At 58.0% G+C, this 18545-nt stretch carries 18 protein-coding genes and 2 pseudogenes; 14 read left to right on the top strand and 6 right to left on the bottom strand.

Going from position 1 to position 18545, the window contains the following annotated elements; all coding sequences use genetic code 11:
* Genes ACI2KG_RS00465 through ACI2KG_RS00435 form a run of 7 tightly spaced genes read left to right on the top strand, consistent with a single transcriptional unit; the run spans position 1 to position 10805 of the window.
* Positions 1 to 3642 carry a phage tail length tape measure family protein gene (locus ACI2KG_RS00465; protein ID WP_404660340.1) on the top strand — a complete coding sequence of 1214 codons (3642 nt, stop codon included), beginning with the start codon at positions 1 to 3 and terminating at the stop codon, positions 3640 to 3642.
* Positions 3639 to 4121, top strand: a complete 483-nt coding sequence (locus tag ACI2KG_RS00460) for a DUF1833 family protein (protein ID WP_404660339.1) — start codon at positions 3639 to 3641, stop codon at positions 4119 to 4121. The genes ACI2KG_RS00465 and ACI2KG_RS00460 overlap by 4 nt, the downstream gene beginning before the upstream one ends.
* A 4-nt stretch (positions 4122 to 4125) precedes the next feature.
* Positions 4126 to 4545, top strand: coding sequence for a hypothetical protein (locus ACI2KG_RS00455; RefSeq protein ID WP_404660338.1), 420 nt, complete (start codon positions 4126 to 4128; stop codon positions 4543 to 4545).
* Positions 4517 to 7615, top strand: coding sequence for a host specificity factor TipJ family phage tail protein (locus ACI2KG_RS00450; protein ID WP_404660337.1), 3099 nt, complete (start codon positions 4517 to 4519; stop codon positions 7613 to 7615). The genes ACI2KG_RS00455 and ACI2KG_RS00450 overlap by 29 nt, the downstream gene beginning before the upstream one ends.
* Positions 7616 to 7626: 11 nt before the next feature.
* Complete coding sequence (locus ACI2KG_RS00445) at positions 7627 to 8109, top strand: hypothetical protein (protein WP_404660336.1); 483 nt, start codon at positions 7627 to 7629, stop codon at positions 8107 to 8109.
* A gap of 43 nt (positions 8110 to 8152) precedes the next feature.
* Positions 8153 to 10042, top strand: coding sequence for a hypothetical protein (locus ACI2KG_RS00440; RefSeq protein ID WP_404660335.1), 1890 nt, complete (start codon positions 8153 to 8155; stop codon positions 10040 to 10042).
* A gap of 10 nt (positions 10043 to 10052) precedes the next feature.
* Positions 10053 to 10805: a hypothetical protein gene (locus ACI2KG_RS00435; RefSeq protein WP_404660334.1), complete on the top strand. Its 753-nt coding sequence runs from the start codon at positions 10053 to 10055 to the stop codon at positions 10803 to 10805.
* 46 nt (positions 10806 to 10851) lie between these two features.
* Here the strand turns inward: ACI2KG_RS00435 and ACI2KG_RS00430 are convergent, their stop codons facing one another.
* Positions 10852 to 11781 (bottom strand): hypothetical protein, encoded by a 930-nt coding sequence (locus ACI2KG_RS00430; RefSeq protein WP_404660333.1) that lies wholly within the window; start codon positions 11779 to 11781, stop codon positions 10852 to 10854.
* A gap of 14 nt (positions 11782 to 11795) precedes the next feature.
* Here ACI2KG_RS00430 and ACI2KG_RS00425 point away from each other — a divergent pair, with 14 nt between their 5' ends.
* From ACI2KG_RS00425 to ACI2KG_RS00415, 3 genes and pseudogenes are all read left to right on the top strand, one after another.
* Positions 11796 to 12227 carry a lysozyme gene (locus tag ACI2KG_RS00425; RefSeq protein ID WP_404660331.1) on the top strand — a complete coding sequence of 144 codons (432 nt, stop codon included), beginning with the start codon at positions 11796 to 11798 and terminating at the stop codon, positions 12225 to 12227.
* A complete protein-coding gene (locus ACI2KG_RS00420) occupies positions 12224 to 12757 on the top strand; it encodes a DUF2514 family protein (protein WP_404660330.1) in 534 nt (177 codons plus the stop codon). The genes ACI2KG_RS00425 and ACI2KG_RS00420 overlap by 4 nt, the downstream gene beginning before the upstream one ends.
* A gap of 146 nt (positions 12758 to 12903) precedes the next feature.
* Positions 12904 to 13020, top strand: a pseudogene (locus tag ACI2KG_RS00415) (hypothetical protein); the annotation flags it as partial.
* A gap of 4 nt (positions 13021 to 13024) precedes the next feature.
* Here ACI2KG_RS00415 and ACI2KG_RS00410 read toward each other — a convergent pair.
* Positions 13025 to 13363: a hypothetical protein gene (locus ACI2KG_RS00410; RefSeq protein ID WP_404660329.1), complete on the bottom strand. Its 339-nt coding sequence runs from the start codon at positions 13361 to 13363 to the stop codon at positions 13025 to 13027.
* A 132-nt stretch (positions 13364 to 13495) separates the two neighbouring features.
* Here ACI2KG_RS00410 and ACI2KG_RS00405 point away from each other — a divergent pair, with 132 nt between their 5' ends.
* Positions 13496 to 13720 carry a hypothetical protein gene (locus ACI2KG_RS00405; protein ID WP_404660328.1) on the top strand — a complete coding sequence of 75 codons (225 nt, stop codon included), beginning with the start codon at positions 13496 to 13498 and terminating at the stop codon, positions 13718 to 13720.
* On the opposite strand, the gene ACI2KG_RS00400 is transcribed toward ACI2KG_RS00405, so the two are convergent.
* Positions 13714 to 14403 carry an SOS response-associated peptidase family protein gene (locus ACI2KG_RS00400; RefSeq protein ID WP_404660597.1) on the bottom strand — a complete coding sequence of 230 codons (690 nt, stop codon included), beginning with the start codon at positions 14401 to 14403 and terminating at the stop codon, positions 13714 to 13716. The genes ACI2KG_RS00405 and ACI2KG_RS00400 overlap by 7 nt on opposite strands.
* Positions 14404 to 14505: 102 nt before the next feature.
* Between ACI2KG_RS00400 and ACI2KG_RS00395 the strand changes: the two genes are divergently transcribed.
* Positions 14506 to 14934, top strand: a complete 429-nt coding sequence (locus ACI2KG_RS00395; protein ID WP_086977640.1) for a LexA family transcriptional regulator — start codon at positions 14506 to 14508, stop codon at positions 14932 to 14934.
* Positions 14924 to 16198: a Y-family DNA polymerase gene (locus ACI2KG_RS00390; protein WP_404660327.1), complete on the top strand. Its 1275-nt coding sequence runs from the start codon at positions 14924 to 14926 to the stop codon at positions 16196 to 16198. Before ACI2KG_RS00395 ends, ACI2KG_RS00390 begins: the two co-directional genes overlap by 11 nt.
* Before the next feature lie 191 nt (positions 16199 to 16389).
* On the opposite strand, the gene ACI2KG_RS00385 is transcribed toward ACI2KG_RS00390, so the two are convergent.
* On the bottom strand, positions 16390 to 16665 hold the full coding sequence (locus tag ACI2KG_RS00385) for a hypothetical protein (protein ID WP_404660326.1): 276 nt from the start codon (positions 16663 to 16665) through the stop codon (positions 16390 to 16392).
* A 310-nt stretch (positions 16666 to 16975) separates the two neighbouring features.
* The gene (locus ACI2KG_RS00380; protein WP_404660325.1) at positions 16976 to 17164 is read right to left on the bottom strand and encodes a hypothetical protein; all 189 of its coding nucleotides are present in this window, start codon (positions 17162 to 17164) and stop codon (positions 16976 to 16978) included.
* Between the two features lie 394 nt (positions 17165 to 17558).
* Here ACI2KG_RS00380 and ACI2KG_RS00375 point away from each other — a divergent pair, with 394 nt between their 5' ends.
* Positions 17559 to 17864 carry a hypothetical protein gene (locus ACI2KG_RS00375; protein WP_404660324.1) on the top strand — a complete coding sequence of 102 codons (306 nt, stop codon included), beginning with the start codon at positions 17559 to 17561 and terminating at the stop codon, positions 17862 to 17864.
* A gap of 331 nt (positions 17865 to 18195) precedes the next feature.
* Here the strand turns inward: ACI2KG_RS00375 and ACI2KG_RS00370 are convergent.
* Positions 18196 to 18494, bottom strand: a pseudogene (locus tag ACI2KG_RS00370) (site-specific integrase); the annotation flags it as partial.
* Positions 18495 to 18545: the final 51 nt, after the last annotated feature.

Below are 18545 nucleotides of genomic sequence, written 5' to 3'. Positions count from 1 at the left end.
ATGGCCAACTTCGCCGAGCTCGGCATCAAGATCGATTCAGGCGACGCCGTTGAGGCAGTAGACAATCTGGGCAAGCTGGTCGATGCAGGTAAGCGAAGCGAAGAGTCGGCCGGGAAAACAGGTAGGGCGTGGGAGAGTGCACTAAACGGACTGCAAGGGGACACTCGGCAGATTGTTCAAGAACTGCAAGCGCTCAATGCCAAACAAGCTCAAACCGCTCAGTTGATGGCTTCTGTTGGCAGGGCTGTAACTTCTGCGTCGGACTCTTTCACTTCGGCTGCCAAGGGCCTAAGTGCAATGCGCACTGGGGCTGAACAGGCAGGTCAAGCCCAGACCAAGCTGGCTGTTTCTACCGACGCCTCAGCACAGTCAGGTCGGAATGCATCTGAGACTACTGAGCAACAGAAGGCTCGTCTGTTGGCGATGGCCCAGGCGTCTCTTGAGGCGAGCACATATGTTCAGTCACTGAGCAGTTCACTTGATCGCCAAGCGACTGTGACGAGTCAGGCGAATGCTGTTTTGTCTGACCGAGATGCCCGGCAGGCCTCTATCAATAGCCGTGCCCAGGCATTGCTGGCTACGGAGGAGAGGCTTTCCAAATCGTCAAAGGAGTCGACAGAGTCACGACAAGCCGAAGCCGCCGGCCTTCAAGAACTCCTTGGTAAAATCGACCCGACAGTTGCCGCTCTGGGGCGACTTGATGAAATGGAGAAAAAACTCCAGGGGTATCGAGACAAGAAGCTGTTGGACGTAGACTCCTTTGGCGAGTACAGGGCCAAAATTGACCAAGCAAGGACTGCGCTAGGAGGGGCCGACGACGCACTCAACAGAACTGGCATGTCTGCCAGGGCAACTGCCGCCGCGCTGAGGAATGTTCCTGCTCAGTTCACTGATATCGTGGTATCGCTCCAAGGCGGGCAAGCTCCGTTGACGGTCTTGCTCCAGCAGGGTGGTCAACTGAAGGACATGTTCGGGGGCATCGGTCCTGCCTTGCAGGCTGTTGGCGGCTATGCCTTTAGCTTGATCAACCCCGTATCCCTTGCGGCTGCAGCCGTTGCTGGGCTATCTGTTGCTGCATTCGCGGGGGTCAGCGACCTAAATGAACTGAATAAAGCGCTGGTGGCGACTGGTGGCGCGGCTGGTAAGTCTGCGAGCCAGCTAATCGACCTGCAGTCAAAGCTTGCGGGTGGCAAATACTTCAGCCAGGCGAACGATGCACTGCTGGCCCTTGTGCAGACCGGAAAGTTGACGGGCGGGGCGTTCGAGGCAGTTGCTTCAGCGGCTACACAGCTTTCAGTTGCTACAGGGACAAGCGCTTCGACTTTCGTCACGCAGTTCGTAGAGGCGAAGAAGGACGTATCTGCCTTTGCTGTTGAGTTCAACTCCAAGTATCACGCGATAAGCCTCTCTGTATTCGAGCAGATCTCTGCGCTTGAGGACCAAGGCAGGCAGATGGATGCGCTTAAGCTTCTGGCCGGTGAAGTATCGGAGGAAATGACTCGGCGGAACAAAGAAATCTCTGATTCAACACGCGGTATAGCCAAGCTCTGGGACGAGGCGACTAGCTCAGTTAGGAGGTATTGGAACGAGTTGAAGCGCGGAGTCTCGGCCGACCCCGATCAGTTTCGTATGCAGGTGCTTCAGCAGCAGGTAGCTGACCTTGATGGGCAGTTCTGGTTCAGCAGCAAGGCGCGTGACTCGCTCAAGAAACAGTATACGGATGAAATTGCGCTCATCCAGCAGCGAATAAGTGCAGGGGAGAATGAGCGGAAGCAAAGGGCGGCCCTGCAGGCGTCGATTGAAAAGCAAGCGAACCTTCAGAAGGAACTAGGAAGTCAGGTAGATAGCGCAAACCCAGAGAACAAGCGTACCAAGGCGCTTGAGCAGCTTAGGCTGAAGTTTGTCGAGCTTCGGGAAACAGCCGCTTCCACCGGGAAGTCTAGCCCCCTGCTGGCCGGCGTTATGTTTGATGGCGACAAGGTTTCAGGCGGCGCCTACGACACGATCGCCAAAGGGATTCTCAGCAAGAACAAGGATCCTGCGGGCCGTAACACCCCGGTCGACCTCACGTCCGTGAACGACCAGCAGAACGCGCTCAAGGCCATCGTCACCAGCTATGCCAACAACCAGAAGGAACTGGACGCCCTGCAGAAGGCAGGGATCGTTTCGCAGGAGGCCTACTACCACCAGCGCGTTGCTTTGGCGAACTCGGAGAAGGAGCAGGTTACTGTTGCCTACGAGGATCAGATCAAGGCCCTGGAGGAGACGAAGAACCGCAGCAGCACCACTGCAGCGCAGCGCATCCAGTTGGACCAGAAGATCGCTGATGCCCGGGCCAACATGGTCAAGGCGCAGAAGGATGCCGACAGCGAATTGGCAGTCCTCTCGGCCAACGAGCAGGGCAGGCTGAAGACTGAGACGCGGGCCATCACCAGCTACACAGAAGCCCTGCAGCTGCAGCTCGACACGCTCCGTCAGTCGGGCGCCCGAGCAGTGGCCGGCGTGGGGCAGGGTGGACGTAATCGGCAGATTGCGGGTGAGCTCAACACCTTGGACGATCGTTATGCCCAGGACCAGCGCACGCTGGCCGATCAGTATGGTGACGGCTCTCGCGGCATGTCCCAGACGGAGTTTGAGAAGAAACAGGCCGCGTTGGCTAGCACCCACACGGCGGCCACTCAGCAGATCCTGCAGAACTACCGCGACCTGGCTGACGCCGAGGGCAACTGGCTGAATGGTGCGCAGTCGGCCTTTGAGGACTATGGCGACAGGGCGCGCGACATTGCCGGCCAGACCTCCGACATGATCTACAACACCATGGAGTCGGTAACCCAGGGGATCGGCGATAACGCGGCAGCGGCCATTGTTCAAGGGAAGAACCTTGAGGAGTCGATGGCTAGCCTCGGTCAGACCATCGTCACTGAGGTGCTGAGCTCGCTCATTCAGATGGGCACCAGGTATGGCATCAACACCGCCCTGGAGCTGGCTGGCATTGCCACCACCACAAGCGCCAAGGTGGCGGCGGAAGGCGTCAAGACCGCGGCCGAGGTTACTGGGATCGGCGTTGTCACCAGCGCCTCCCTCGCGGCTACCGCAACAACGACTACTGCCCAGGTTGCGGCGGCAGGGACCACCCTGTCCGCCTGGCTTCCTGCGGCACTGGTGGCCTCGGTCGGTACGCTCGGTGCCGCCGCAATCGTGGGTGGTGCTGGCCTGCTGGCGGCGTTTGCTCTGTTCAAGGGCTTCTCCGGCGGCGGTTACACCGGTGATGGTGGGGTCAATGAGCCCGCTGGCGTCGTCCACAAGGGCGAGGTGGTTTGGAGTCAGGCCGATATCCAGCGCTTCGGCGGTGTTGCTTCGGTTGAGGCTCTCCGTAGCGGTCGGATGACAACGAGCGGAGCTGCAGGCTCGTCCCGTGCAGTCACTGCGTCGTCAGGGGGAGGTGCTGCGACTCAGCCTCAGATGAACGTCCATATCGCCAACTATGGAAATGACAACGTATCCGCTCGATTGGATGGAGACACCATGAAGGTGATTATTGCCGCGGCCGAAGACCACATTGCGAAAGGTTTCGCAACTGGCAATGGCAAGGTAAGCCGTGCATCCGGAGCGGCATACGGGACGAGGAGGGTGCCAAGGTGAATGCGCTCGAAGTGGTTTATGCCTCGGGCGGCGATGACATCGTCCCGACGCTGGAAATCTCGTGCCCGGCCTGGAGCAAGACGCTGTACCTGGTCCAGGACTTTGAAGATTTCCGGGCAACTACCGAGGCTGGTAAAACGGTCACATTCCTGGCTTCGGCGATCGATGTGGCGCTGCCGGACAAGGACAACAGCGGCGCGCAAACGCTGACCTTTGTCATCGACAACGTGACCGGTGAGGCCCAGCAACTGCTGGACGCCTCACTTGAGGCCGAAGCCAGGGTCATAATCGTTTACCGCGAGTATCTGTACAGCATCCCTGGCGAGCCTGCTGATAGGCCGTACCGGATGACCTCATTCGGCGGGACCATGGACGGCCCCACCATCCAGGTTGAGGCCGGCTACTACGACCTGATCAACATGATGTGGAACAGGGACCGCTACACCACCGACCGTTTCCCAGGACTGACTTACCAATAACGCCATGTACGACAAATACTTCACCGCGACGTATCAAGACGGGGCGCGGGGCGAGGTCGTGGGCGGCCGATACCTGCTCGACTGCTGGGGGCTGGTCCTGGCAATCCGCGAGGAAGTGCTAGGCCTGCCGCCGCTGCCGTCCTTCGGCCCGATCGACCGACGAGACCTTCGATCATCCGCCAAAGCCTACGCCCAATACTCCGACCTCATGCCAGTTGGCCCGCCGGTATCGGGAGCAATCGCCGCGGTGATCCATGGCGGGCTGTGCACGCACGTCGGGGTTGTCGTGCCGATTGACGGTGAGCTGCGGGTCTTCGAGATCAACCCCATCGCCGGGGTGACCAACATGCGCCTGATCGACTTCGAGCGGTCCTATCCAAAGGTGAAATACCATCGTGATCGAGATCTTCCCGAGCAAGCTTGAGGGCGGCCCGCTGGAGCGTCATCCGCTGGCCGAAGTCATTACCATCGAAGCCTGGTTGAAGGCCAAGGTAAAAGGATACGAGCCCAGACCGGTACCGCCGATCAGCATCGTGGTAAATGGTGATCTGGTTGCCCCCGCAGCATGGGCCGAAGCCGAGGTTGCTCCAGACGATCAGGTTTCGATCTACATCGAGCCGAAGGGGAGCGCCCTCAAAACCATTTTCAAGCCAGGTCCGTTGGCCAAGCTGTTTGGTCTGGGCAACCCGTTCGACCCCGTGAAGCCGGTCACCCCCAGTACTCAAAACCGGACATCCAAAGAACTCAACCTTTCCACTGTCAAGGGCAACCAGCCAGCGCTGAACGACGTCATCCCGGAACTGGCCGGCCATCCCAAGCGCTATCCCGACATACTGGTGCCTGTGCACCGTTACTTCGGCGACCCCACCGAGCAATGGGCAGAACTTCTGCTTTGCATCGGCAAGGGCAAGTATCAGGTGCTCCCAAGCGATATCTTGATCGGTGATACGCCGATCGCTTCCCTGGGTGGTACCGCCAGTTACGCGATTTACGGCCCAGGCGAAGACCTGGCCAGCGAGACAGCCGCTCAGTGGTGGCACAGTGCAACAGAGGTGGGAGCGACCAACACCGGCAACGCCGGCTTGACGCTGACCACTACGGTTGCGGTGCAACAGCAGTTTTCGGGCAATGCAGTCCAGGCAAACGACTTCGTGCTCACGGTCCCTGAAGGCGCTGGTTGGTTCCCGTCCGGCTGGACCAGCGGCATGATCGCCCGGATCGAGGTCCCATACCCTCACACCTTCACTGCGCCCGCCGATGGCAGCGCCACAGTGATCAGCGGCAAGCATCTGCCGATGCTGCAGCCCTTTGTGGGCATGAGGATCGAAATCACTGGGGCCAACGCCGGTGAGTATGTGGTGGCCACCTATAATCCTGAGGTGCCAGGCACTCCAGAGGTGCCCGGCAGCCCGTCTATGGTGACCGGCAGCGCGGCACCCAGTCGATTCAACTTCGACGCTGTACCCCTGAGCTTGACGGTTACCCGTGGTGCGAGCACGTTCCCGGTTACGCTCAATACAGCCACCACCAACCTGACTGGATTGGTCGCAGCAGTAAACAGCGCGCTTGCCGGTACTCCGCTGGCAGCAAGCGCATCATCTGGGCGTCTGCGCATTGCAGAGCAAGCCGCACCCTACAGCGGTGCTGCGCTGGGCCTGACCGGTACCACCTCGGACATCTTCGGTTCCAGCCCGGTTTTCGTTACTGGCACCAAATCCGAAGCGGCGACCGATGGGCAGTACGCCAACATGACCCTGGCTTACGACGGTGGCGCGCCAGTGATCGGTCTTCAGGTCGGTGAGTTGCTGTCCGCCATCGGCTATCGCGCCCTGCGGTACCGCATTACGGCCGTGTCCGATGATTCCGAGGAGGATGACGAGGATACGCCAGGGAACGAAGCGCACGGACCGTCCGCTATCACCGTTACGAGGCTGACCGACATCAGTGCAGTGGATGAGGAGTGGGAGGGCTTCAACCCTATAGAAACCAACGACGCCAACATCGTCCTCGATGGCTCGACCACCGAGGGCGACTGGTCTGGCCCAATCGCAGCGCTGCCGGCTGGGGAGGTCACACGCCGACTTGAAGTGGACTTCTTCTTCCCGCAAGGCCTCATCCGCTACACGGACAAGAACGGCAATCCGCGCCAGGTTAGCGTTAAGGTCGAGATCCAGTATCGCGACATCGCGACAGCTGGAGATTGGACATCGGTCACGACGACCTACACGGCCACATCGCCTGACCAGATGGGCTACACCCGCAAGATCTCGCTGCCGACCTCCATGCGGCCGGAAGTGCGCGTGCGGCGAATCGGCGAAGAGTCGACCAGCACCAACAAGCAGGACCGGGTGCAGTGGTTTGGCTTGCGGGCCAGGATCGAGCGTATTCCGCGTCGCTATGCCGATGTGACCGTTATGGTCGTCTACATCAAGGGCAGCAACCGGCTTTCCGCTCAGTCGCAAACCATGGTGTCGGTACGGCCAACCAGAGTGCTTCCTGTTCGAAATGGCGGCGCTTGGGCAGTCGAGACGCCCACCAGGGACATCGTTCCGTGGGTTGCTCACGTGGCCAGGACCATTGGCTACACCGACGATGACCTTGACTTGGTTGAGTTGGACCGCTTGGACGCGATCTGGAAGGCCCGTGGCGACAAGTTCGACCTTGAGGTCAACGGTCAGGAAACGGTGCTAGAGGCGCTGAATACCGTTCTGATGGCTGGCTTTGCCGAGCTGACCATTGATCGTGGCCTGATACGCCCAGTGCGTGACGAGCCGCGATCAGTCTACGAGCACCTGTACTCGCCACAGAGCATGACAACGAGGCTCGTCCGCAAGTTTACCAACGTGCGACCCGACGATTACGACGGGGTCGATGTCGAGTACACCGACGAAAACACCTGGCAGAAGGAGACAGTGAAGTGCCGACTGCCCGGTGACCAAGGCCTTAAAACCGAGAAAATCACCCTCAAGGGCGTGATCAATCGGGATCGAGCGTGGCGTATCGGGATAAGGCAGCGCCGTCGTTACAGGTATCAGCGGCACGGATACACGTTCTCGACAGAGCTCGCTGCGATGAACAGCCGGTACAAAAGCTATTGTGCCGCCTCCGACGACATTCCCGGCTATGGCCAAAGCGCTCTCCTTGTCGACTTTCAGGTGGGTAACAACCTGACCTTGCTGGAGAGCTCGGAACCGCTGCCGTGGGATGAAGGTGCAAACCATGTCGTAGGTCTGCGCCGTCCGGATGGCACGCTCAGTGGCCCATGGCCTGCAACCCGGGTCGACGAGACCAGGCTGACCGTTCCGGAGCTCGACTTCGTGCCGGATCTGTCCTGGAGCATCGAGCCTCCGCATCTGCAGTTCGGCACAACTACCCGTTGGAGCTACCCGATTCTGATCGATTCCATCAAGTCCGAAGGCTTCACCGCCAATGTCGAGGCCGTGAACTACGACGTACGGGTGTATGACGATGACGACAATTTTGCACCGACCTGAGGAAGGGCCTGATGCTTTCGATACCTGACAACCTACCGCTGCCGTTGCGTGATGGTTATGGTTTTTCGCCCGTTAGTCCCATCGAGCGAACGCCGCTGGTCACCGGAAGGGCCATGCAGCGCCGGCGCTATCGAACGGTTCCGACCCTTGTGAACGTCACTTGGTTGTTCACGAAAAACCAGGCAAAGCTTTTCGACGGGTGGCGGAAGTGGGGCATCAAGTGGGCGGACTGGTTTCTCTGTCCGATCAAAACTTCACTGGGCCTGCAGCCTACAAGGGCTCGGTTCACGGATAAGCCGGTGGTGCCGGAGCCGGTTGGCGTGAATCACTGGCTTTACACCGCAGAGCTTGAGCTGTTCGAGCTGCCAATCGTCGACGAAGCCGAATTCACTTCATTACTTGCTGGGATGCCGATCACGGTGATGACCGCCCAGCTTCGCTCGCTGCTTGAGCGCTGGTACACCCGATCATGGCCTGGCGCCACGGCCACCTAATTCCCTGCCCACTTCGGTGGGCTTTTTTTCGCCTGGAGTAAACATGAGCGGAGCAGAAGATCTCGCACGCTTGACCCAAACGATTGACACGGCAAATGAGCTGTTCTTGTCGCCTGATATCAAGATGGTCGACGTCGGCGGGGGCGTCCAGCGACCGACCAATGCCAAAGTGCTTGCCGACCTTTCCACGCAGATGAGCGGAGCGCTCATCTACACTTCGACTGCTCTAGGTCTGGCAGGCACTGTGTCAGGCGGGTATTTCAGCGTGGTTTCGGCTGATGCCAAGGGCTATGTCGACCTGTATCGAAACGATAGCGGAGTAGCGACTTACATCGACACTGTGCCGAACAGCGCGGCAGTAAACGAGATTGCAAGCCGTGTGCAGGAGTTCGCAAGCGATGTGGTATCGCACGAGTTCCGCGCTGGTAAGTTCATCCTGGCGCAGTTGATGCTTGATGGCGCATTGCAGCTGCTCGGCGGAAAACTGAGGTCGGATGGGCTCAAGGTTACCGATCTACTGGGAACGAGCATGGCCACCTTCGGGGTGCAGCAATCCGACATCAACGGACTGGTACTTAGGAAGTCGAACAGTCAGGGCATCGAGTTCGTTGACAAGAAGGGCTTCATCATCCCCGGGGCTGAAGGTCAATTCACCGGTGCTACACCGGTTACAAGTCCGTCAATAGACCTGCTGCTGGCGCTGAATCATCAGCTGCGGACTAACCACATCGCAATCATCAATTACGGTCAGTCGCTTTCCCGCGGCGCCAAGTCGACACCGGTACTGTCGGTGGAGCAACTGTACGGCAACCTCATGCTGGCCAGCGGCACAAAGGTTCGAGCGACTGAATCGGGCTTCAACGCCTCCTCCTACCTACCTTTGGTGGAGACCGTAGTGGGTGAAGACGGCGAGACGCCAGTTACGGCGATGTGTAATGGCGCCGTTCGGCGTGCAGTCGCTGGTGGCGAGTCTGCGGCCAACTGGGTGTTCGTTGGCGCATCGCCCGGCCAGGGAGGGCAAACCGTCGAGGCGCTTGGGCCAGGCGGGGTCGGGTACTTTGAAAAAACCATCGAGCTGATCAAGAGCCAGGCCGCGCTGTCTGCCTCGCTGGGCAAATCCTACTCGGTGTGGGCCTATGCCTGGGAGCAAGGCGAGGCCAACTATCCGGTCAGCTCGCCAGGAACGCGGTCGGCCTATCAGTACACCCAGCTCTACCTGGATCTGTTCGACAAAATGTCGGTCCAGATTTCGCAGATCACCGGCCAGAAGTTCTTGCCCTACATCTTCACCTATCAGGTAGCGGCACATCGCAAGTACAGCAGCGACACGATGCAGATTGCACTGGCTCAGTGGCGCGCAAGCCGTCAGCGGCCCGACGTGGTGATGTCGGTGCCGGCGTACATTCTGCCGGTGGTCACCGAAGACAACCTCCACCTGACCAATGAGGCCAGCTGGCTGATGGGTGAGTATCACAGCCGGGCAATGTACGAAACCATGATCAGGCGCAGCGGCAAGTGGCGGCCGCTTGAGCCAGTGGCCGTGACGTGGGGTGATGACCACATCGACATCAAGTTCCACGTTCCTCGTGGGCGCCTGGTCGTCGACACAGCGCTAGCCGCTGCAGCGGCGAACCAAGGTTTTGATATCCGCGAGTCCGACGCGGTGGCCACCAGCTTGATCAGCGGCGTTGCCGTTTCGGCCGAGGATACTGTGCGCATTTCGCTGAGCCGGCCCGCCTCGGCAGATGCCATCCTGACCTATGCGCGCGGCCGCATCGGCGACCCAGCTGCTTCGGGGCCTGCGATTGGGGCTCGGGGCAATCTACGCGATACGCACGGGCTGTACGACACCGCCACCTCCCCATCCGGGGCGGTGTACGCGCTGCATAACCCTTGCGTGATGTTTGAGTACAGCCGGCAGTCCGGCTTCTAAGGAGTTGATGATGGGTGTAAGTATTGTTGCCACCGATGTGGACGCGGAAAATGTCGCAACCGCCTATGCCAGTCCGGTACGCCGGGCGCTGGAGGGCATCCATTTCCTTAATGAAAGCTTGGAGAAGTGCCAGCGCAACTATGCCCCGGGCAAGAGCAGCCTCAAGGGGACCATCTTCGGCGCGCCGGTGGTGAACTCTTCCTACCTCCGCTGCACTGGGCTTCAGCACTTCCTGCAGACCGGAATCGCAGAAAGCCGGAATGGCACGATGTTCGTGATCGCGCGCAACCTGGTCGACGATGGCGCCGTAGCCAATCGGACGTTGCTAGCGGGCACATACCGCGGGATTGGCGGGGCTGTACTGCCGGGATATAGCGGCGTTGGCCTTTACGCTGGTGGCGCCGTATCGCGGGTGAATGGCCACTCGACTCACGCGGCCAATGACGCAGCTGACGGCGTTTTGGCTGTTGCCACCACGCAGGTCATTCCGCTCACAACCTGGGCGATGATGATGCTGTCCTTCAGTGACGGTAAGCTGATCAACCGAAACCTCACCGTTCCCTATACCGCAAGTGCAACACCAACAGCTATCCGAAGGGTGTCTCCTGACAAGATCCGAATTGGTAGCGCTTACACCTCGTATACCGGTGTCTGCGATGTCGCGGTCTTCCAGTACCACAGCGAGGTTTTGGAAGAGGAGGAGATCTTGCTTGTAGCCTCCGATCTTCGCGAGTACGCGGAAGGTCGAGGGATCACGGTTTAGCCAGTTATAATCCAACGAATCAATCCATTTAGGCTTGATTTTAAGATCAGGGAAGAACGTGATCCTTCGGGAAAACTGTAATTACAGCAGTAATTTCACTGGTGTTGAAACCGAAACCGTCTTGGTTGCTTGCGTCGATCTTGGGCCGGAGAATCCTACTGAATACTCCAGACTCGCGAAAAATGCTTTCGATTTTCTCGCTTTCCGGCCCGTTGAAAAACACCGCTTGAACTCCTGTATTGCTTCCAGATGAAATAGTATGCGTCTTCTGTGCTGTTGTTGGTATTCCGGCCATTTTCAATATAAGGAATATCTGGGCTGCATATTTTTCAACCTCTTCTTCATTTCTGGCGATTTTAAGACGTATCGATGAATTGCCGAGTCCTTTGAGATCTTCCATCAGTTTTAACGCGGTTTCCGGACTTATTTTTCTTGGCCCCAGGCTGTTTTGTAAACGCAGCCTTTCATTCCTCTCGCTCTCAAGCTTTATAGAAAGTTCGAGGTTTTGCTGTACGAGCTCCTCGGTTTTTTGATTGGCTTCAGCTGCCGAGTTATTCGCTATAGCGCTCAAGCTGTTAGCTTCTGCTATTTTTTGGTCGGCATGTTGGCTCTGAACCACTGAGGCCACGAATGTCATGGCGCCCGCTACGGCAGCGATAAATGCTGAAATTATCGCAATTACTGATCCGGTGGTATGGATAACATTTGCTGTTTCAAGTGAGAGATTTAGCATGGATTTATTCGTTTTTTTCTTAATTGTCATTGCTTTAGGTTTTTTAAGTTTGGCTGTTTTTGTCGGATGGTTTGGATTTCGAAAAGATGGTCCTGTTCGACAAGCTTGGAAGGAATACCAAAAAGCAAAGCGTAGCCGCTGACGTGGCTCATTGCTATCTAAGATTTTCTGCTTTGTAGAACGGGGCTCTGATCGAGACCTGAAACCATGTACAGCCCGCCCGCCATGTGCGGGCTTTTTCATGCTTGGAGGAACCCATGCGAACATCGCAACGCGGCTTGAGCCTCATCAAGTCATTCGAAGGCCTGCGTCTGCAGGCCTATCAGGATTCAGTCGGCGTCTGGACCATTGGATACGGCACAACCAGAGGCGTTAAGTCGGGGATGTCGATCACCAAGGAACAGGCCGAGCGCATGCTGCTGAACGACGTGCAGCGCTTCGAGCCTGAGGTGCAGCGCCTGGTAACGACGCCGCTGAGTCAAAACCAGTGGGACGCCCTGATGAGCTTCACCTACAACTTGGGCGCGGCCAATCTCGAGTCTTCCACGCTCCGCCGGCTGCTCAATGCAGGCAACTATGCAGCCGCTGCCGAACAGTTCTCGCGCTGGAACAAGGCCGGCGGGCAGGTGCTGGCTGGCTTGGTACGCAGGCGGGCCGCCGAGCGGGACCTGTTCCTGGGGGGGGCTTGACCTTGCTCGGCGCGGTACCTGCCTGGTGCTGGTGGTTGATAGCCATGGTGCTGGTTGCCGGCGGCCAGCAATACCGGGTGGTGATTGCCGATGGTTCTGCGGCGGCTGCTAGGACGGAAACAGCCAAGGCCGGCAAGGCTCTGTCCGACTACCGCCTGCAGGCTGCCGAGCGCGACCGGCGCGCCGCTGTACAGGCCAGAACAGAAGAGAGGCGCCGCCAGGCCGAGGCGGACGAGGAGGGCGAGAATGCACGACAGAAACTGGAACTGGCCCAAGACCGGGCCGCTGCTGCTGAGTCTGCTGCTAGTGGGCTGCACGGTGAGATCAAGCGACTGCGGGATGGCCACCGAGCCACCTGCGATACCATCGCTGCCCAGCAGCGCAAGACAGGAACCTCTGCCGTCGTGGTGCTCGGGGGATTGCTTGAAGACGCTGACCGAATGGCGGGCAGCTGCGCGGCAGCGCTTGAGCGAAGCCGAATAGCTGGCTTGGCATGCGAGGCTGTAGTTGAAGGGATGAAGGGGCCGTAGGCAGAAAAACGAAGCCCCGGATGCTGGCGTCCAGGGCTTCTAGCTATCTTGGTCCCTATGAGTGGAAAAGCTAGCGTGGCTGAATAGTATCAGCTTGCGTCCTATTAATCACCATTGGATCCATCGACACTTCACTTCACTAGGGCGCCGGATCTGGCAAAACCGACAGCCTTGAGGTGACGGTGAGAGCACTACTGGCGGAGCGGCGGCAGCGACTCGGCTATGAGAAGCAGCTTGAGCCAGCAGTCGAAGCTTGTAGGTAAAAATTTAGTACTCAACTTCAAGTGTCATCTTACCGTTGCTGCCAACCTTAGCGGATACGTTCACGCCCTCGATGGGAACGTTCAGATTTGCGCCGGCTTCTTGATCAAGTGTGACTTTAACTCGCTTCGCGCCGTTCTCTTTGCCCGCCTTGATGATGTCCACAGCTGCTTGAGCTTGCGTCTCTATAGAGTTGGTTTTAGTCATGCCTTTTGCGATTCGCATGCCCGTATTAGCAATAGCAAAAATGGGATTGGCCAAAACAATCGCCGTACCAACATTTTTCGCAACAGACCTTGCTTGCTCTAAGCCTTCTTTCGTTGTCAGGTCAAATGACTCTTTCATGTGCAGGCCTCCTGGCTATGTGCCATCAAATCGCTTGAGAATTTACACGATTCCTTAGGCAAGGCAATCTTTCCCAGGAGCGGACCTCGAGGTGCTTTATGATGATCACATCCAAGTGAAAAGGGCATCGCAATGGACAAGCGCACCTTCATAGGAATGGTCGAAGCCGGCGAGCCGCTGATTCAGCAGGCTATCGACGCTATGCGCGAGTACCATCAGGCCAAGGACCGTGGCGCGCCGGTGGAGGAAGTGGAGCGCCTACGCCTTCTGGCTGAGTCTCTGTTTCAGGTGGTTTCCGACTACCAACTTAGGGTGATTGCCAAGGCGCGCGGCAAGGATCTTCCGCCGCTTCACTGAATCGGCTCAACCAGTTCTGGTCCTTGGTTGCGCACGTTGCCGACGGCCTTACCTACAGGGAACCAGCGAAAATCCTGAGCGGGCCTGCATCCAGCTTCGACAATCTCCGCAGCGCGCGCAGGCGTTGTGGCTGGGTCCATCCACTCCCTGGCAATATCAGGGGAGAGCACCAGAGGCTTTCGGTCGTGGATATCGACCAGCCCTTGGTCGGCCGCCGCGGTTATGATCACGAATCCATCGCGCTCATCCGGCTCCAAGCTGTGGTGAACCTCAGCTAGAGCTGCAAAGAATAGTGGCTCGCCGTCGACGCTGGTGATGTAGTAGGGCTGCTTTCGCTTTGGGTCCGCTGGATCAGGCAGCCATTCAAACCAGCCATTTGCAGGGGCCAAGGCTCTGCCGTTTGGCCATAGCCCCTTGAAGAACTTTCCCGTCACTACCGTCTCGGCCCGAGCATTGATCGGATCCGGGCGCTTCCCCTTCGCCCAGAAAGGCGACCATCCCCACTTGACCCGATCCGCACTCAACCCATCCCCAACCTGGCGAATGATTTCCACGCGAGTGGACGGCGCTACGTTGTACCGGTTGATTGGCTCATGGTCGTAGCCATTTATCACCACTAGGTCCAGCGACAGCTGGCGCAGGTAGTGATCCATCGACTCGTAGATCGAGTACCGTCCGCACATATCCCACCTCTCGCCCGTCAGAAATTTCACCGCCCAGGATTGACCGGGCACCCGATGCCAGATTTACTGTATATGCATACAGTTTGCATTGGACCTTCCATCATGACCATCACATTCTTGGGTACGCCTACCGGCGGTACCGAACCGTTACCGCTGTACTCGTTCCATGTCCCGGCCGGGTTCCCTTCGCCGGCAGCGGACCATTTGGAAGGCCATATCTCCCTGGATGAGCTTTTCGACCTCCGAGCGCCCCATGTGTATCTAGTGAAAGTGGAGGGCGACAGCATGCAGGGGGCTGGAATCTACTCGGGCGATATCGTCATCGTAGACCGCGGCCGCGAAGCCGAGCACGGCGATGTGGTGATTGCCGCTGTGAACAGCGAGCCAGTGTGCAAGCGTCTGCACCGACGCGACGGCGTGGTGATACTGAAATCGGAGAATCCAGCCTACCCACCGCGGTACATCATGGAGGGCGACGAGCTCGTCATCTGGGGTGTCGTACGTTACAGCGTTCGCGACCATGCGCAGTGACCAGGTGTTCGCGCTGATCGACTGCAACTCGTTCTACGCGAGCTGCGAGCGCGTGTTTCGTCCAGACCTAGCCAAGACCCCGATCGTGGTACTGAGCAACAACGATGGGTGCGTGATTGCCAGGTCGTACGACGCCAAGCCTTACGTGAAGATGGGCGAGCCGTATTTCCAGGCGAAGGACAAGCTGCGCCGGCACGGCATCATCGCCTTCAGCAGCAATTACGCGCTGTACGGCGACATGAGTGAGCGCGTCATGACCCTGATCGAGTCGATGGTGCCGGCCACCGAGATCTACAGCATCGACGAATGCTTCGCTGACTTGTCGGGTATTCAGGAAAACCTGACCCAGTTTGGGCGCAAGGTGCGGTCAAAGATTTTCCAATGCACCGGCATCCCTGTGGGTGTTGGCATCGCCGGTACAAAGACTCTTGCGAAGCTGGCCAACCACACCGCCAAGCGCCTCCAGGCCCAGACCGGCGGCGTGGTCGACATCACCGATCCGTTCAAGCGCGATTGGGTGCTGCGGAACACCCTGGTCAAGGAGGTCTGGGGCGTGGGCCGGCGAATGACCGCCCACCTCGAGGCAATGGGCATTCACACGGCGATGGATCTAGCCAGGGCCGATGCCTGGACGCTGCGGCAGAAATTCAGTGTCGTGGTGGAGAAGACCGCTCGGGAACTGGCAGGCACGCCCTGCCTGGAGCTGGACGAGGCAGAACCGCCGAAGCAGGAGATATGCTGCAGCCGGATGTTCGGCAAGCGGCTGACCGAACTGGCGCCGATCAAGCAGGCAGTGGCCACCTACGTTGGTCGCGCAGCGGAAAAGCTCCGTGCCCAGGGATCGGTTTGCAAGCGCATGCGCGTCAGCATCCGCACCGGAATGTTCAACCCGGACGAAGCCCACCACGCCCAAGGGGCATTGGTAGAACTGCCCTACCCAACCTGCGACACCCTTTTGATGACTCGGCTGGCCACCGATGCGGTTGGCCGGATCTTCAGGCCCGGGTTTCGGTACAGCAAGGCTGAGGTGCTGTTGATGGATCTGCGGCAGCCAGGCGAGTTTTCAGAGGATTTGTTCGCGCTCAAGCAGTCGGTGGCATGTGACCGGCTGATGCAGGTGATGGATGACATCAACGGGCGCTGGGGGAGGGGGACGATGCGAGCCGCCAGCGTACCGGCAACGCCGGACTGGGTAATGAGGCGGGAGATGATGAGTCAATCCTATACGACGCGTATTGATCAACTCTGGACAGTCAAATGTTGAGCCTGCCACCGGCGTGGCTGGACGAGCTCAATGATCAGCAGGCTCTGGTAGCTGATCCTGATGGTCGAGCCATGGTGCTCACGGCGCTGGCGATGTCTGCGCACCGGCGGTGTGACGTTGACGCTGATCAGCTGGCAGATATGCTGGAGTTCACGGAGTCAGCTAGGTTGTGGGCGCTCGAGCATGATCGTTCATGCGGCCCGCTCGGCGTCGATCTGGTGCCATAGCTCGCCCTCGATGAACTCGGCATACCGGTCGGCCACCTCGGCGCAGCCGTTTCTGCCCAGGTCATGCGGTGTGCCATCAGGGTCGAGCCATTGGCCTGAGACCACGCGAAACTCTAGCTCACGGTAGCCTTGGGCATCCCAATCGCTCGACCAAGCGCCTGGCTGCGGCTGCTCGTCTACCAGGTCGATGACTTCGCACTGCAGCACGCTGGCCTCACCTTCGACCAAAACCTCATACACGATGCCTCCCAGAGCATAGGCCCCATCACTTAGAAGGTGGAGTGCGGCTTGCTGGGAAGGTGCCAGTATTGCGACAAAATGCTTGTGAAGAGATTGGGTTTCGTTCCGGCAGAACGCCTGGGTGAGGGTGCTGAAGCTGTCTAATACTGCTCCAGAGCTTCTCGGTTTTACTGGGTCAAAGTCGCAAAAACTAGCCAAACCGGATTAGACAGGTTCGATGCACAGGATGCTTGTGGCGCGGCCTGAGCATCGAATCTCACGCTACTGCTGCAGTACTGGAAGCAAGGCGGTCAGCCTTTACCCAGGGAGCTTATAACGCTCCAATTTTGCGCGATATTTTTTCAAGCTTCGCACCAATGTTCTCAGCCTCAACGACGCCTACTACTCCTCCACAGCCTGCACACTGGATGAAGTACATGATGAAGTTGGCGCCAGTGATATTGGCCTTCTTAATTTCAAAGCGGGGGCTGTCGCATTTGATGCACTTCGAGGCTGCCATGATCAATCCTTGTGGTGGCTAAGTGCCACATCTTTAGCAGCGGCGACCTTTAGCTGTCAAGCAAGTGCTCGTGGTTTGTTGGTTTCGATTCGCGCCGGATTGGTCCCCAAACCAGCAAAATCGGTTCCAAAACTGAAACGGTGACCCTTGCAGTATGCGGTATAGACATTCCGTTTTGCCCCTGTTTTGGAACCGATTTCGACCGTGAGGCCGCATGGTTTGGGCGCTTGTACCACGGTCTTGAAAACCGTTGCAAAGTTCGAGAGGAATGCGCATGGGTGGCCGTCAGTTTGCGCATCTGTCGATGCAGGGCAGTCAACCTTGAGCCATAAATTCTTTGTGGTCCAACTATACTCGCATTGGTAACTCTCTTTAGCTCAACAGGAGCTTTGCAATGAAATCTATTCAAGAGCGTACTGATGAGGCTTTCAAAGACGCTGAGGTGGTGGACGCGCTTAAGAAGCTTTCGCAATATGGATTTGGGATCCTGTTGGTTCATGGGCATAACGAAAAAGGCGAGTTTACGGAATTGCCAAAGGGTGTCGCTGCTTATGAAGAGAACTTACAGATAACTTTCAAAGGCTCAAGTGAGGAAAATGGCGATTTCGTGCCGGTGGCATGGGTCTGGGATGGCGAAATGGGAAAGCCGGTGGCAGTCATGAAGTGCAACAATGCACAATGGTGTGAAGACAAAAATTAGTGGCTGTATTTCCGCGAACTATGCACTTGTCCTGTAGTGTGCGGCTTGCTGCTATCGGGCAGGCTTTTAGCAGTATCGCCCGGTTTTTGTAAGTACTCGACGACTGGTCCTAGCCGATAGCTGCCGTCAGCGAGGGGCAGCTATCGGCCAATAGCGAGCAGTCAACGACGGCCACCGAATGATACCAATTCTGATACCACTGATACGGAAATGAGGGGGTGAGGAGGGGGATTTCGCCCAGTAAAATCAACCCTTTACCACCGCCAAACACCCCCAGGAAACTGCATGGTGATGTTAGCGGTGGAGATCAAGGAGCTTACCTATCAATAACTTACGTGGCTTCTTCGCAGCTACGGACCCTTTTCGGACCCGTCTGGAGCTTTTCCAGCGCCTGCCAGTCGTTGGACGAGTTAATTCAGCGCGAATGTGTTCATAAGAGCATCTGCACGCTATGCCCGAGCTGTTGGGCGATGAATGCGGGGTTGAGACCAGACATTAAGGCTATTGTCGCATAGGTGTGACGGCAGTTATACGGGGGCGGTACCCGATCCCCAAACCTTTCAGGATCGGACGCCTTTGGTGGAGCAGGTCGCAGGTCTGGTTCCCGTGCTCACCATTCTTTCCTGGCGGGAGACGAACGGCGTTGGGTTTCGTGCGGGACTCCTCCGTGCTTTGAGCCGA

Origin of the sequence: Pseudomonas sp. NPDC089407 (assembly GCF_044900445.1) — a bacterium.
In the GTDB taxonomy this organism is placed as follows: Bacteria; Pseudomonadota; Gammaproteobacteria; order Pseudomonadales; family Pseudomonadaceae; genus Aquipseudomonas.
This window is presented reverse-complemented; position numbering and strand designations above follow the sequence as displayed.

What these genes read in the sequence shown, in the direction of transcription:
- ACI2KG_RS00465 (WP_404660340.1), top strand. Translation starts at nt 1, where the DNA reads ATGGCCAACTTCGCCGAGCTCGGCATCAAGATCGATTCAGGCGACGCC.
- ACI2KG_RS00455 (WP_404660338.1), top strand. Translation starts at nt 4,126, where the DNA reads ATGTACGACAAATACTTCACCGCGACGTATCAAGACGGGGCGCGGGGC.
- ACI2KG_RS00445 (WP_404660336.1), top strand. Translation starts at nt 7,627, where the DNA reads ATGCTTTCGATACCTGACAACCTACCGCTGCCGTTGCGTGATGGTTAT.
- ACI2KG_RS00440 (WP_404660335.1), top strand. Translation starts at nt 8,153, where the DNA reads ATGAGCGGAGCAGAAGATCTCGCACGCTTGACCCAAACGATTGACACG.
- ACI2KG_RS00435 (WP_404660334.1), top strand. Translation starts at nt 10,053, where the DNA reads ATGGGTGTAAGTATTGTTGCCACCGATGTGGACGCGGAAAATGTCGCA.
- ACI2KG_RS00430 (WP_404660333.1), bottom strand. Translation starts at nt 11,781, where the DNA reads ATGAAAAAGCCCGCACATGGCGGGCGGGCTGTACATGGTTTCAGGTCT.
- ACI2KG_RS00425 (WP_404660331.1), top strand. Translation starts at nt 11,796, where the DNA reads ATGCGAACATCGCAACGCGGCTTGAGCCTCATCAAGTCATTCGAAGGC.
- ACI2KG_RS00410 (WP_404660329.1), bottom strand. Translation starts at nt 13,363, where the DNA reads ATGAAAGAGTCATTTGACCTGACAACGAAAGAAGGCTTAGAGCAAGCA.
- ACI2KG_RS00405 (WP_404660328.1), top strand. Translation starts at nt 13,496, where the DNA reads ATGGACAAGCGCACCTTCATAGGAATGGTCGAAGCCGGCGAGCCGCTG.
- ACI2KG_RS00400 (WP_404660597.1), bottom strand. Translation starts at nt 14,403, where the DNA reads ATGTGCGGACGGTACTCGATCTACGAGTCGATGGATCACTACCTGCGC.
- ACI2KG_RS00395 (WP_086977640.1), top strand. Translation starts at nt 14,506, where the DNA reads ATGACCATCACATTCTTGGGTACGCCTACCGGCGGTACCGAACCGTTA.
- ACI2KG_RS00390 (WP_404660327.1), top strand. Translation starts at nt 14,924, where the DNA reads ATGCGCAGTGACCAGGTGTTCGCGCTGATCGACTGCAACTCGTTCTAC.
- ACI2KG_RS00380 (WP_404660325.1), bottom strand. Translation starts at nt 17,164, where the DNA reads ATGGCAGCCTCGAAGTGCATCAAATGCGACAGCCCCCGCTTTGAAATT.
- ACI2KG_RS00375 (WP_404660324.1), top strand. Translation starts at nt 17,559, where the DNA reads ATGAAATCTATTCAAGAGCGTACTGATGAGGCTTTCAAAGACGCTGAG.